Raw genomic sequence first — 12,880 nt, forward strand, 5'->3', positions numbered from 1 at the left:
CGGCGAGAGGGCTCGCCTCCTACAGGGGGCAATCTGGCATTGGCTTCCCACAATGGCTGGGCTGGATTTCGTGCTTGCGTTTCCGTTACGCCGCGCGCCTTCTCTTTTCCGTCCTACCGCGGCCGCCCTGGAAACCGCAGCGTGACTATCGGGGATGTCGGCGTTGGGAATTGAAGGGGATTCCCGGCGTCGGAGATCCCGGTTCTGCGCTTCGCCGCGGCCGGGATGACGATCTGGGGGGCGGAATCGGGGTGGCGCCGGAAGGCGGTGCGGTGGGCCGGGTGGCAAGGATTTGCCGGGGGTGAAAAAAATTGAGGCGAAAGGCTAAAGGTTCTGTGGGGGAGGTCGTTAAGGGTCCTGAGAGCGGGGATCGGCCCGTTCACCAGAACCGCCCGAGGCGGTGACGAACGACTCTACAGGAGAGCGATCATGTCCCAAGTAATCAACACCAACGTTCTTTCCCTGAACGCGCAGCGCAACCTGAACAACTCCCAGGGCGCGCTGGCTCAGAGCCTGGAGCGTCTGTCCTCGGGCCTGCGTATCAACAGCGCCAAGGATGACGCGGCCGGTCTGGCGATTTCCGAGCGCTTCACCTCCCAGATCCGTGGCCTGAACCAGGCAGCGCGCAACGCGAATGACGGCATTTCCTTTGCCCAATCTGCAGAAGGTGCGCTGGGTACCGTGAGCGACGCGATGCAGCGTATCCGCGAGCTCGCGGTTCAGGCGGCGAACGACACGAACTCCAGTTCGGACCGTGAGGCGCTGAACAACGAGGTGAACCAGCTGGTTGAAGAGATCAACCGGGTAGCCAATTCCACCGAGTTTAACGGTGAAAACATCCTGAACGGTGCGCTCGAAACCCTGGTTTTCCAGGTAGGCGCGAACCAGAACCAGACGATCTCGGTGGATGGCGTTGATGCCCGAGGTTCTGAACTTGGGGCAGACGTGATGGATGGTGTCGCGATTGATGCCGCGGCGCTGTCGAACGGCTCGGACTTCTCCGAACTCACGGATGATCTTACGATTAACGGTGAAGAAATCAATCTGAGCGATATCTCCAGCTTCGACGACATCGTTGCAGCGATTAATGCCATGTCCGACGACACCGGTGTAACCGCCGAGCGGAGTAGTGGTCCTGTTGTGACGGAAGCGCTGGGCTTCACTGGGCCTAATGGCGACCCGGGTGACCATGACGCGACGATCGAAATTAACGGTACCGAGATCGTCATTGACGGAGGCTCTGATATCGATGATGCAGTCGCCGCTATCAACGCTCAATCGAGCACGACTGGCGTGACGGCTGAGAACGTCGACGGTGATCTGGTCTTTACCTCCGACTCAGATTTTACCATCGAGATGACCGATACTGGTGGTGATGGTACCGGTCTGGCGATTGGTGACCTTGACGCTGATGAAGACACCGCCGAATTTGTTCAGGGCATCGACCTGCAAGCCGCGATCGGCACCGGGATTGAAGTGGGCGGCGACGCCGCAGGCGAACTGGGGTTTGACAATGACAATGAAGAAACCCGGACGCTGAATGATGTGAGCGTTGCGACTCGCGAGGACGCCACGGAGACGATTGGTACGGTCGACCTGGCGTTGCAGCAGATTTCTACGCTGCGTTCCGAGTTGGGTGCGGTGCAGGTGCGCTTCGAGAACACCATCGCCAACCTGGAGATCTCCTCGGAGAATCTGTCGGCCGCCCGGTCCCGCATCATGGATGCCGACTTTGCCTCCGAGACCGCCGAGCTGACCCGCGCCCAGGTGCTGCAGCAGGCGGGTACGTCGGTGCTGTCGCAGGCCAACGCCGTTCCGCAGAACGTGCTGGCCCTGCTGCAGTAAGCTCGATCACTCGGGCTTCTGGTTGAGGGAGGATGGCGAGAGCGCCATCCTCCCCTTCTGAAGAGGACAGCGATATGAGTGATGGAATCGGCAGTATCACATCACCGCTGGTGGCAGTGAACCCGCGCGGGGGCGAGGGGGCCAAGGCCCCGGGTCTCGGTGCGGGTCTTGTTCGTGGCGAGGGGCGGCCGGAGGCCGTCGCGCGTACGGGCAGTAGCACGGAATCTTCGGCTCCTGGTTCCACCGGACCGGCGATCGAGGCCATGGACATGGCGGAGGTCAACCAGGTGGTGGAGTCGATCAATTCCTACCTGCAATCCACCAAGCGGGCGCTGGAGTTCAGCGTGGACGACAGCAGCGGCCGCACGGTGATCACGGTGATGGATGGAGAACGCGAAGAGGTGATCCGCCAGATTCCGCCGGAGGCCGTACTGGCCCTGGTGGAACAGTTCCAGACCGAGCAGGAGCTCGGTGGCACGGGGCTGGCGGACAAGGCCTGACGGCCGTTGTTACATCTGCAAGCGTGATGTGTTGTTAAGCCGGGCCCGGCAGCGGGCCCGGCTTTTTTCGTTCCGGCGTCTGGCTTTGACTGCCTCGCCCCTTCTCGAGCACGCCCTTCATGTCATCCCGGCCGAAGCGCTGGGTAGAGCCAGGATCTTTGGAGGTGGCTTTATCCCGGGCGGCGGGGTTTGCCACACGGTGGGAGATCCCGGATACATGCTTTGCAGTTTCCGGGATGACGGGGTTGGGGCTCTGGGATGTTGGTGCCAGATTCTGGAGATTGCTTCGCTTCGCTCGCAATGACGGGATTTTCCGGGGGATCAAGTCGGGGCGCGGTATGCCGATGTTGAGCCGGTTTTCCTGCGGCGGGCTCAAGGTTTGGGCTAGGCTGTCGTAATAGCGAGTACAAGCACGTGCATGGGGCCCGAGACGTCGGGTGCCGAGGAGCGGAAGGACGATGGCAATCAGTTCACTGGGTGTAGGTTCCGGGCTGGATCTCAATCAGATCGTCGGGGATCTGGTCAACGCGGAGCGCGCACCGCGCGAGGAGCGTCTGGATCGCCGCGAGCAGAAGGTCGAGGCGCAGATTTCGGCGTTCGGGGAACTGACCAGCAGCGTTGATCAGGTGGGTTCATCGCTGTCTTCGCTGTCGGGCTTCGAGCCGCAACAGGTGGTGTCGGTGGGCGACGAGAGTGTCGCCCGCGTCAGCACGGATGGCACGGCCGAGAACCGGAGCTTCTCGCTGGAGGTGGAGCAGCTGGCCCAGGCGGAGATTCGTGCCACCGCATCGGGCGCGTTCGCCGATGGCGATGAAGAAGTGGGGGCCGGGCAACTCACGATTCAGGTGGGCGATAACGACGTTACGCTGGATATCGAGGAGGGCATGTCCCTTCGCGATGTACGCGACGCGATCAACGAGTCCGGCGCGGGTGTTGCGGCGTCCATCGTGAACGACGAGAACGGCGCCCGGCTCGTCTTCGAGTCGAACGAGACCGGGGCGGCGAACACGATTGATGTTTCGGTAACCGGGGGCACGGCCGAAGGGCTGGGCCGGCTGGAAAACACCGAGGTGGCGCGTGCCGCGCAGGATGCGCGCGCGTTCATCAACGGTCTGGAGATCAACAGCGCCAGCAATACCCTGGACAACGCGATTGATGGGGTGGAGATCGAGCTGACCGGTACCTCCGGCGGGGCGCCGACCACGGTTTCGATCGAGGAAGACCGCGACGAACTCCAGGAGTTGCTGGAGGGCTTTGTCGAGAACTACAACGCGTTGGTGGGGCAGACCAGCCAGCTGACGAGTTTTGATCCGGAATCGGACGAAGACTCTGTACTCACCGGCGACAGCACGGTGCGCAACATCCGCAGCCGCCTCGGCAACGCCTTGATGGGCACTGCTCAGGTGCCGGAAGCGACGGCCTCGACCTTCGCCGAGCTGGGCATCGTTTCCAACCGCGACGGCACTCTGAGTTTCGACTCCAGCCGGTTCAACGAGGCGCTGGATCGTGACGGTTTCGAAACCGTAGCCGACGTGGTGCGCGACATCAGCGGCCAGATGGAAGGGATTGCGAACAGCTTCACGGGGCGTGATGGCCTGATTGCGGCGCGTACCGATGGGCTGCAGGGCGAACTGAGCCGGATCAGCTCGCAACGCGAGGACCTTGACGCGCGCATGGAGCAGCTGGAACAGCGTCTTGTCCGCCAGTTTTCGCGAATGGACCAGATGGTGGCAAAGATGCAGAGCACGGGCGATTACCTGACCAACCAGCTGGCGAACATGCCGCTGGCGAACAACAACTCTCGTTGATAACTGCCGCCAGGCGGTGAATGGATAACGGAGAAACGCAGATGTACGGACCGGGCATGAATCGAGGGGTGAACCAGTACCGGCAGTCCGGCGCGCTGGCCGAGGCGCAGGTGGCCGATCCGCACCGATTGATCCAGATGCTTTTCGAGGGTGCACTGGAGCGGATTGCGGTCGCCAAGGGCGCGATGCAGCAGGGCAACGTGAGCCTGAAGGGCGAGAAGATCGGCAAGGCGATCGACATCGTCGAGTCACTGCGTTCGGTGCTGGACCACAAGCACAACCCTGAACTGTCCGGCAACCTGGATGCGCTGTATCAGTACATGAGCCGTCGTCTGCTGGAAGGTAATGCCCAGAACGATCCGGCGGCGCTGGACGAGGTGGCCAAGCTGCTGCGCGAGATCAAGGCCGGCTGGGACGAGATTCCGCCCGAGGAACGCCAGCGCAAGGCCGGTTGAGGCCGCTGCACTTGACCGTGCACCTGCCGCGTGGTGTCGTGCGCCGATCATGACGACAAACGATGCGGGTACAGAGGACTCCGGTGCAACGCTGGAGGATGCGGTGGAGGCCGTACGCGGCCTGATGGATCAGGCTATCCGCGAAGAAGACTGGGATCGCCTGGAAGAGCTGGACCTGAAGGCGCGTGTGCTGGTCGAGCGCGCCTTTGGCGAGGAGCCCGTACCGTTGCGTGATGACACGGGCGATGCCCTGCGCAGCGCCCTGGAGCGCCTGTCGGCGTTCTATGAAGAAACCGTCCCGATCCTGGCCGAACGCCGCGGCGATGCCAGCCGCCAGTTGCGTGAGCTGCGAGCGGGGCGCAAGGGCACGAACGCCTACGAGAACACCCGCCGTAATTCCATGCGCTCCGGGCCGATGAAGCCCGGCGGCTGAATCGCAGGTTCAATCGGTACCTGATGTCCCGGATGCGGCCGAGGTAGGTCGCTACTTGCTCAGCGTTCGGTTCGAGTCTTTGCCCTCGTGACCCCCCTCTCGTCATCCCGGAAACTGCGAAGCGGTTATCCGGGATCTCATGCGTTGGGCTTGGGCAGACCGTTGGGTTCTGTCTGACGCGGAGATCCCGGCTCTCCGCTGCGCTGCGGCCGGGATGACGGTGGGGCGACCGCGGGTCATGGCAGTGTTAGAAGAGGCCTTCGTAGAGGTCCTGCCAGGTAGGGTTATCGCGTTCGATGAGGTGGATTTTCCAGGGGCGGTGCCAGCGTTTGATCTGCTTTTCGCGGAGGATGGCTTCGTCCATTTGGGCGTGCTGCTCGAACCAGACGAGGAAGTGTAGGCGGTAGCGTTGAGTGAAGCCGGGTACCAGGTCCTGCCGGTGCTGGGTGATGCGGGCGGGCAGGTTGCTCGTGACGCCGGTGTAGAGCGTGCCGTGGGGGCGGTTGGTGAGGATATAGACGGCGGGGTGTCTCTCCATGGTTCGCGTCCTTGCGAGGCCAGGGTTTGAGTGTGCCATAGATGTTCTCGTCGATGAGGACGCTGTCATCCCGGAAACCGCGTTGCGGTTATCCGGGATCTCTGGCGCCGGGGTTTGGGCAGACCGTTGGGGTCGGTCTGGCGCTGGAGATCCCGGCTCTCCGCTTCGCTACGGCCGGGATGACGTGGTTGGGAGGGCCGCGGTCGGGATGACGGGGTTTTGGAGGAATGCGGCAGGGCTGGCTGGGGTTCGGCGGTGTCGGGCGGGGCGGTTGGGTGTTGTGGGCGCGTCAGGATGATGGGTTGGGGACGCGGCGGACGGACAGGACGCTGCTGAGGGATTGCAGGCGGTCGAACAGGGTGCTGAGTTCGCCGAGGTCGCTGATTTCGGCTTCGAGTTCCATCAGCACGCTGCGGTCGCTTGGGTCGGTGCGGGTGTTCACCCGCAGCAGGTTGATGCCGCTGTCGGAGAAGGCGTTGCCGACCTCGCCCAGCAGGCCGGCGCGGTCGTGGGCCTCGAGTTCGAGGGTGATGGCTTCGCGTTCGGGTTCGTCGCCCCAGGAGACGGGGATCAGGCGGCCGCGCTTCTCCTCCGGCATGCGCAGGATGTTGACGCAGTCGCTGCGGTGGACGGAGACGCCGGCGCCGCGCGTGATGAAGCCGACGATCGGGTCGCCCGGTTGCGGGTTGCAGCAGCGCGCGCGGGAGGTCAGCAGGCCGCCGACGCCGCGGATGCGGATCTCGTCGTCCTGGATGCGTTCTTCCCGGCGCGGTTCGGTGGGTCGGGATGGAGCCGCCTCTTCGGCCCGGGCCTTTTCCGCCTGACGCTGCTCGCGCAGCTGCTGGGAGATGCGCCCGGCAATCTGGTTCGTGGTGATATCCCCAGCGCCGAGCGCGATCAGCAGCTCGTCGAAGGTCTGGAACTTCATGGCCTCGGCGAGGGCGGTGCGGTCCAGATTGGGGCCGCAGCCGAGGCGCTGGCATTCGCGGTCGAGCAGGTGCTTGCCGGTGGCCAGGTGTTCGTCCTGGTGCTGCTGTCGGAACCAGGTGCGTACCTTGGAGCGGGCGCGGGCGGTGTTCAGGTAGCCGAGATTGGGGTTGAGCCAGTCGCGGCTGGGGGCGCCCTCGCGGGTGGTCAGCACCTCGACGCGTTCGCCGGATTTCAGCTTGTAGGTGAGCGGGACGATGTGCCCGTCCACCTTGGCGCCCCGGCAGCGGTGGCCCACCTCGGTGTGCACGGCGTAGGCGAAGTCGAGCGGGGTGGCGCCCTGATTCAGGTCGATCACCTCGCCCTGGGGCGTGAGCACGAACACGCGCTGGTGCAGCGGCTCGCTCTGGATCTCGTCGAGCAGGTTCTGGTCGGAGTTGTCGGCGGCCTCCAGCAGCTGTCGCAGGCTGCTGATCGCACGGTTGAGCGCCTGGTCCTCGCGCCCGCCTTCCTTGTAGCGCCAGTGTGCGGCGACCCCCAGTTCGGCGAAGTCGTCCATCTCGCGGGTGCGGATCTGCACCTCCACGACCTTGCCTTCTGGCCCGACCACGGCGGTGTGCAGCGACTGGTAGCCGTTGTCCTTGGGGTTGGCGATGTAGTCGTCGAACTCGCTGGGCAGGTGGCGCCAGTCGTTGTGCACGATGCCCAGCACGGTATAGCAGGTGGCGAGTTCGTCGACGATCACGCGGGTGGCGCGCAGGTCGTAGAGCTCGTCCAGCGAGGTCTGCTTGCGCTGCAGTTTTTTCCAGATGCTGTAGATGTGCTTGGGCCGCCCGAACACGCGCGCCTCGATGCCGTCGGCGGCGAGGCGCTCGCGGAGGCTCCGAGCGAAGCGTTCGACGTAGGCCTCGCGCTCGGTCCGGTTCTCCTCCAGACCCTTGGCAATCTCGCGGTACGTCTGGGGTTCGAGGATGCGCAGGGACAGGTCCTCCATCTCCCACTTCAGTTGTCCCACACCCAGTCGGTTCGCCAGTGGCGCGATGACGTCGAGCGTCTCCTGCGCGAGCACGCGGGCGCTGTCGTCCGGTTCCTTGGCGGCCAGGCGCAGGTGCTGCACGCGGTAGCCGAGCTTGATCAGCACCGCGCGCACGTCATCGACCATCGCCATCAGCATGCGCCGCAGGCGCTCGGCCTGTTCCGGGCGCCCCACAGGGGCCTCGAAGCGACGGCTGACCAGTTCGGCGACGTTGGCGGTCAAGCGCGCGATGGAACTACCGAAGCGTTCCTGGAGCTCGCGTGCGTTGATCTGCCGAGCCAGAAAGGCGCTGACCAGGAGGGCGGCGGTGATGGTCTGCCGGTCCACATTGAGGTGGCGCAGGGTCTCGGCGACATCCAGGGGGTGCGCCTCGAGACCGGAGTCATCCACCGAGGCGATGGCCAGGCCTAGCGCATCGGTCAGTTTGCGGGTCGATGCCGCATCGCCGTTGGGCTCGGCGAAATGCGCGACCAGCTGGGCGCGGTCCAGGCCCTGCAGGTCGGTGGTGGTGAGCAGTGAGTGACGCATGATGGCTGCGTATTGTACGCCAGGCTTTGGCGGGGCAAAGCGCAGGCGCGAGGGCAAGTTGTGTGACCGGTGTCCGGTTTGGCTTGCCAATGCCCGCGTGCCCGGTCACGATCGGGGCATGATGAACCTGTTGAAGTTGGTGCTGATCCTGCTGGTCGGATATGCCCTGGTGGTGGGTCTGATCTACTTGACGCAGGATCGGCTGATCTACATGCCGAGCAGCAATGTGGTCGGCAATCCGGCCAATGTTGGTCTGGACTACGAGGATGTAGCGCTGGACACCGAGGATGGCGTCCGGCTGCACGGATGGTACCTCCCGGGCCCCGAAGACGATGCACCGGTGTTGCTCTTCTTGCATGGCAACGCGGGGAATATCGGCCACCGCCTGGAGTCGCTGGAGCAGTTCCATCACCTGGGGCTGGCGGTACTGATCATCGACTACCGGGGCTACGGCAAGAGCCAGGGGCGCCCCGACGAGGAGGGGACCCATCAGGACGCCCGCGCGGCCTGGCACTGGCTGCGCGATCACCTGGAATACGAGCCGGATGAGATCGTGCTGTTCGGGCGATCGCTGGGGGCAGCCGTGGCGGCGCGCCTGGCGGAAACGAAGAATCCCGCGGCGGTGATTCTGGAGGCGGCCTTTACCTCGGCGGCCGATCTCGGCGCGGAGGTGTACCCGTGGCTGCCCGTGCGTGCGCTGATCCGGCATGAATACGATGTGCTGGGCCGGGTCGGGGCGATCGAGGCGCCGCTGCTGTTCAGCCATGCGCGCGAGGACGAGATCGTGCCGTTTGCGCATGCCGAGCGTCTGCTGGATGCGAGTGGCGAGGGGGCGCGGTTGATGGCGCTGGAAGGCGGCCATAACGACGCCTACCGCGCGACCGGCGAGCGGTACATGGAAGGTTTGCGCGAATTCCTGGAGGACGCCGGGCTGGAGCTGCGCCCGTCGGAGCGCACGGAAGGGGACGAGGAGTAGGCGTAGTGCTAGAATCCTCGGCTTTTGTGCCCGTCTCCAACGGCATGGACGCGTGAATGCCTCAGCTTGAACTGGGCCCGCCAGGGCTCGCCATCAGTCGGCAGGAAGGCCCGGGTGCCTCGCCGGTGCTCGCGCTGCGCTTCGGTGGTGTCACCGGTGCCACCTTGCGCCCCGACGGGATCGATATCGCTCTGGGGCTCGAGCCGATGGAGATCCCGGAGGGCACCGAGGTGGCCCCCGAGCTGTGGTATGCGGCGGGCGCGGTACGCACCGAGCAGGTGGACGAGCTGATGCTGGCGCAGGCCGGCGATCGGCTGGTCGGTTGCTGGTATCGTCCGCATGGCGCCGACGAGGACCCCGAGGCCATTACCGAGGAGGCCTATCGCGCCATTCTCGAGGCCTGCCGGGACCGGGGGTTCGGTCACCTTGTGCGCGCCTGGAACTACTTCCCCGCGATCAACCAGTCAGTTGACGGGCAAGAGCGCTATCGAAGTTTCTGCGCCGGGCGCGCTCGGGTGTTCGAGGCCCTGCCGGACTTCGAACGCGACCTGCCGGCGGCGACCGCCATCGGCACGCACGTCGACGGCATGCTGATCTACTTCATCGCGACGCGGGAGACCACGCTGCGCATCGAGAACCCGCGCCAGGTCAGCGCGTTTCGCTATCCGCGACAATACGGCCCGCGCAGTCCGTCGTTTGCGAGGGCGCGGATGAGCCAGGACGAGGGCGGGGCCGCGGAGCTGTTTATCTCCGGGACCGCCAGTATCGTGGGCCACGAGAGTCGGCATCCCGGCGACCTCGAGGCGCAGATCGACGAGAGTCTGCGCAACATCGGGGTGTTGCTGGAGGCCGCCTCCGAGGAGGGTTCCGTGGCCCTGCGTGACCCGGGCGACCTCTCCATGCTGAAGGTCTATCTGCGCCATCGCGCCGACGGCGCGCGCGCGTGGGGCCACTTGCGGCAGTGCCTGGGCGAAGACGTCGATATTCTGATGCTGCATGGCGATATCTGCCGTAGCGAGCTGCTAGTGGAGATCGAGGGGCTGTACCGCCAGGGGTAATTCGCAGGACCCGCCTCGCGCGGGCAGGGAAGAACAACAGGCGCGCGGCGCGCGCATTTGGGGGGTATATCGATGAGTGAGCCGGGCTACGAGCCGCATCCGGTACTGAAGGACTATTACGGCGACGAGTCGGAGAAACGGGCTTTTGTTGATGACCTGTTCGATCGTACCGCGCCGCATTACGATCGCATCCTGCGCTGGGGGTTTCTCGGTACCGGGCAGGCCTATCGCCGCTACGCACTGAAGCAATCAGGTCTGCAACCGGGCATGGATATCCTCGACGTGGCCACGGGGACGGGTCCGGTGGCGCGCGAGGTGCGCAAGGTGGTCGGGGACGAGAACATCACCTGCGTTGACCCGAGCCGCGGCATGATTGATGTGGCCCGACGCTCGATCAAGGCGCGCTTTATCGAGGGCCTGGGCGAGCAGCTGCCGCTGCCGGACAAGCAGTTCGACCGCGTGTACATGGGCTACGGCCTACGCCACGTGCGCGACCTGCACGAGCTGTTCGGCGAGTACTTTCGAGTGCTCAAGCCGGGTGGGCGCTGCATGATTCTGGAGGTTTCGCGGCCGAGCACGGAGCGCCAGTTCAAGATGGCCCGATTCTACTTTCGGGACTTCATCCCCTTCCTCAGTCGCATGCTGACGCGTGATCCGGACGGGCATCTTCTGATGCGCTATTTCTGGGATACCATCAATGAGTGTGTCCCGCCGGAAAGGATTATGGGCGTGCTGGAGGACGTGGGCTTTATGGATGTCCAGCGCGAGGTGCAGCTGGGTGTGTTCAGCGCCTACCTGGCGACGCGCCCGGAGGATTAAGGCGGGTGGCGCGTCTGCGGGTCAAGGTTGCCCCGGGCAGCAAGCGCAACTCGATCGGCCCGTGGATGGGCGACACCCTCAAGCTGCAGGTCCAGGCCCCGCCCGAGAAGGGGCGAGCCAACCAGGCCGTTTGCGCCTTGCTGGCGAAGCAGCTGGGCTGTACCGCCCGGGACGTACGCGTGGTGGCGGGCGCCGCCGCGCGCGACAAGACCGTGGCGATCGAGGGTTACAGCGAGGCGGAACTGCGCCGCGCGTTACCATCCCATTCACCGTAACAAGCGCCCTCGCCGGTGGCTGGCAGCGGCGCCTCGAGACGAGTCCGACCCGATGAATCGACTGACGATTACCCGACCCGACGACTGGCACCTGCACCTGCGCGACGGCGATGTGCTCGCCAGTGTGCTGCCGGATACTGCCCGGCGGTTCTGCCGCGCGATCATCATGCCGAACCTCAAGCCGCCGGTGACGACGGTGGAGGCGGCTGCCGAGTATCGCGAGCGTATCCTCGCGGCCTTGCCCGAAGGGGCGGATTTCGAGCCTCTGATGACGCTTTATCTGACCGAGGCGACCACGCCCGGAATGATTGAGGCCGCCAAGGCCAGCGGGTTTATCCACGGTGTGAAGCTGTATCCGGCCGGGGCGACGACCAATGCGGCCAGTGGCGTGACCGACATCCAGCGTTGCTACCCGGTGTTCGAGGCGATGCAGCGGGTGGATCTGCCGCTGCTGGTGCATGGCGAGGTGACCGACCCGGAGGTGGACATCTTCGACCGCGAGGCCGCGTTCATCGACCGCCATCTGCAGCCGCTCACCCGCGAATTTCCGGAGCTGCGAGTGGTCCTGGAACACACCACGACCGAGGCCGGTGTGGCATTCGTGGAGTCGGGGCCGGCTAACATCGCGGCGACCATCACGCCACAGCACATGCTGTACAACCGCAATGCCCTGTTCGCCGGAGGGATCCGCCCGCACTACTACTGCCTGCCAATCCTGAAGCGCGAGCGCCATCGTCAGGCGCTGTTGCGCGCGGCTACCAGCGGGAATCCTCGTTTTTTCCTGGGCACGGATAGCGCCCCGCATCCTCGGCATGCGAAGGAATCGGCCTGCGGTTGCGCCGGTATCTACTCGGCCCATGCCGCGATCGAGTTCTATGCCGAGGCGTTCGCCTCGGTGGATGCGCTCGACCGGCTGGAGGGGTTTGCCAGCTTCCACGGGCCGGATTTCTACGGGCTGCCCCGCAACACCGACACGATCACGCTGGAGCGGGTGGACTGGACCGTTCCGGAGGCTGTGCTGTTCGGCCATGACCCTGGCGTGCCGCTGCGTGCGGGCGAGTCGGTCGCCTGGCAGCTGGCACGGCACTGATTGCGCCACAGGGTCGCACCGGTGCGCATGGGTGCCGGGGCGAACCTCCAGGACTGGCTGTGGTCCCCCGTAGTACAGAAACCGATTGATGCCTGCCTCGCGCGGCGACTCCCAAGGAGGGTACATGACCGAGCCGGATGTACAACGCGGAACCCTGTGGTTCTGGCTGCTGATCAGCGTGGGTGTGGCCCTGCTGATCATTGCACTGGGTGTGAACCTGGAACCGCATGGTGCCGCGATCCTGCGCGCGCCGCTGGCGTCGCCGGCCGCAGGCGCACTGGGGTTTGGCATGGTGATGGTCTGGGCCGCCTACGGCTACGCACTGACCGCAGGGCGTGCCGCCGGGTCGCAGGAGCTGGGCGTGGTCTTCCTGAACCTGGCGTTGCCAGTGGCGCTGATCGTGCTGTGGAGCACCGAGGTCTTTGCGCTGGCGTTTTTCGTCGCGTTCGGCTGGGCCCTGACGCTTGTGGGGATGGCGTTCCGCCTGTTCCGGCGCGAGGCGCTTGCGGGGGTCATGATGCTTCCGATCATTGGTCTGAGCATGACGGCCATCCTGCTGTCGCTGACGCTCTGGATGGTGCCGGCATAGGGC

Annotated in this window: 13 protein-coding genes; 11 read left to right on the top strand and 2 right to left on the bottom strand. The window is 65.0% G+C overall.

Annotation, left to right across the window (positions count from 1 at the left end; all coding sequences use genetic code 11):
* The first annotated feature begins 429 nt into the window (after positions 1-429).
* The 5 genes from G372_RS0112090 (at position 430) to G372_RS0112115 (ending at position 5,041) form a co-directional block, all read left to right on the top strand.
* On the top strand, positions 430-1,845 hold the full coding sequence (locus G372_RS0112090; protein WP_019624358.1) for a flagellin: 1,416 nt from the start codon (positions 430-432) through the stop codon (positions 1,843-1,845).
* A gap of 263 nt (positions 1,846-2,108) precedes the next feature.
* Complete coding sequence (locus G372_RS0112095; RefSeq protein ID WP_019624357.1) at positions 2,109-2,345, top strand: flagellar protein FlaG; 237 nt, start codon at positions 2,109-2,111, stop codon at positions 2,343-2,345.
* A 458-nt stretch (positions 2,346-2,803) separates the two neighbouring features.
* Complete coding sequence (fliD, locus tag G372_RS0112105; protein ID WP_019624355.1) at positions 2,804-4,153, top strand: flagellar filament capping protein FliD; 1,350 nt, start codon at positions 2,804-2,806, stop codon at positions 4,151-4,153.
* A 41-nt stretch (positions 4,154-4,194) separates the two neighbouring features.
* Entirely contained in the window at positions 4,195-4,608 is a 414-nt protein-coding gene (gene fliS, locus G372_RS0112110) for a flagellar export chaperone FliS (RefSeq protein ID WP_019624354.1), read from the top strand.
* Between the two features lie 49 nt (positions 4,609-4,657).
* On the top strand, positions 4,658-5,041 hold the full coding sequence (locus tag G372_RS0112115; RefSeq protein WP_019624353.1) for a flagellar protein FliT: 384 nt from the start codon (positions 4,658-4,660) through the stop codon (positions 5,039-5,041).
* 247 nt (positions 5,042-5,288) lie between these two features.
* On the opposite strand, the gene G372_RS0112120 is transcribed toward G372_RS0112115, so the two are convergent.
* On the bottom strand, positions 5,289-5,579 hold the full coding sequence (locus G372_RS0112120) for a GIY-YIG nuclease family protein (protein WP_019624352.1): 291 nt from the start codon (positions 5,577-5,579) through the stop codon (positions 5,289-5,291).
* Positions 5,580-5,868: 289 nt separating this feature from the next.
* Positions 5,869-8,070: a RelA/SpoT family protein gene (locus tag G372_RS0112125; protein WP_019624351.1), complete on the bottom strand. Its 2,202-nt coding sequence runs from the start codon at positions 8,068-8,070 to the stop codon at positions 5,869-5,871.
* A gap of 118 nt (positions 8,071-8,188) precedes the next feature.
* Between G372_RS0112125 and G372_RS0112130 the strand changes: the two genes are divergently transcribed.
* The 6 genes from G372_RS0112130 to G372_RS0112155 all read left to right on the top strand — a co-directional run bounded on the left by G372_RS0112130 (position 8,189) and on the right by G372_RS0112155 (position 12,877).
* Positions 8,189-9,046 (top strand): alpha/beta hydrolase, encoded by an 858-nt coding sequence (locus tag G372_RS0112130; RefSeq protein WP_019624350.1) that lies wholly within the window; start codon positions 8,189-8,191, stop codon positions 9,044-9,046.
* 56 nt (positions 9,047-9,102) lie between these two features.
* Positions 9,103-10,104: a chorismate transformation FkbO/Hyg5 family protein gene (locus G372_RS0112135; protein WP_019624349.1), complete on the top strand. Its 1,002-nt coding sequence runs from the start codon at positions 9,103-9,105 to the stop codon at positions 10,102-10,104.
* 72 nt (positions 10,105-10,176) lie between these two features.
* A complete protein-coding gene (locus tag G372_RS0112140) occupies positions 10,177-10,923 on the top strand; it encodes a class I SAM-dependent methyltransferase (RefSeq protein ID WP_018864447.1) in 747 nt (248 codons plus the stop codon).
* 5 nt (positions 10,924-10,928) lie between these two features.
* Positions 10,929-11,198, top strand: coding sequence for a DUF167 domain-containing protein (locus G372_RS0112145; RefSeq protein ID WP_018864446.1), 270 nt, complete (start codon positions 10,929-10,931; stop codon positions 11,196-11,198).
* Positions 11,199-11,250: 52 nt separating this feature from the next.
* Positions 11,251-12,288 (top strand): dihydroorotase, encoded by a 1,038-nt coding sequence (pyrC, locus tag G372_RS0112150; protein WP_019624348.1) that lies wholly within the window; start codon positions 11,251-11,253, stop codon positions 12,286-12,288.
* Positions 12,289-12,412: 124 nt separating this feature from the next.
* The gene (locus tag G372_RS0112155) at positions 12,413-12,877 is read left to right on the top strand and encodes a hypothetical protein (RefSeq protein ID WP_018864444.1); all 465 of its coding nucleotides are present in this window, start codon (positions 12,413-12,415) and stop codon (positions 12,875-12,877) included.
* Positions 12,878-12,880: the final 3 nt, after the last annotated feature.

It is taken from the genome of Thioalkalivibrio thiocyanoxidans ARh2 (assembly GCF_000385215.1).
Lineage (GTDB): Bacteria > Pseudomonadota > Gammaproteobacteria > Ectothiorhodospirales > Ectothiorhodospiraceae > Thioalkalivibrio > Thioalkalivibrio thiocyanoxidans.

What these genes read in the sequence shown, in the direction of transcription:
- G372_RS0112090 (WP_019624358.1), top strand. Translation starts at nt 430, where the DNA reads ATGTCCCAAGTAATCAACACCAACGTTCTTTCCCTGAACGCGCAGCGC.
- G372_RS0112095 (WP_019624357.1), top strand. Translation starts at nt 2,109, where the DNA reads ATGGACATGGCGGAGGTCAACCAGGTGGTGGAGTCGATCAATTCCTAC.
- fliD (WP_019624355.1), top strand. Translation starts at nt 2,804, where the DNA reads ATGGCAATCAGTTCACTGGGTGTAGGTTCCGGGCTGGATCTCAATCAG.
- fliS (WP_019624354.1), top strand. Translation starts at nt 4,195, where the DNA reads ATGTACGGACCGGGCATGAATCGAGGGGTGAACCAGTACCGGCAGTCC.
- G372_RS0112115 (WP_019624353.1), top strand. Translation starts at nt 4,658, where the DNA reads ATGACGACAAACGATGCGGGTACAGAGGACTCCGGTGCAACGCTGGAG.
- G372_RS0112120 (WP_019624352.1), bottom strand. Translation starts at nt 5,579, where the DNA reads ATGGAGAGACACCCCGCCGTCTATATCCTCACCAACCGCCCCCACGGC.
- G372_RS0112125 (WP_019624351.1), bottom strand. Translation starts at nt 8,070, where the DNA reads ATGCGTCACTCACTGCTCACCACCACCGACCTGCAGGGCCTGGACCGC.
- G372_RS0112130 (WP_019624350.1), top strand. Translation starts at nt 8,189, where the DNA reads ATGATGAACCTGTTGAAGTTGGTGCTGATCCTGCTGGTCGGATATGCC.
- G372_RS0112135 (WP_019624349.1), top strand. Translation starts at nt 9,103, where the DNA reads ATGCCTCAGCTTGAACTGGGCCCGCCAGGGCTCGCCATCAGTCGGCAG.
- G372_RS0112140 (WP_018864447.1), top strand. Translation starts at nt 10,177, where the DNA reads ATGAGTGAGCCGGGCTACGAGCCGCATCCGGTACTGAAGGACTATTAC.
- pyrC (WP_019624348.1), top strand. Translation starts at nt 11,251, where the DNA reads ATGAATCGACTGACGATTACCCGACCCGACGACTGGCACCTGCACCTG.
- G372_RS0112155 (WP_018864444.1), top strand. Translation starts at nt 12,413, where the DNA reads ATGACCGAGCCGGATGTACAACGCGGAACCCTGTGGTTCTGGCTGCTG.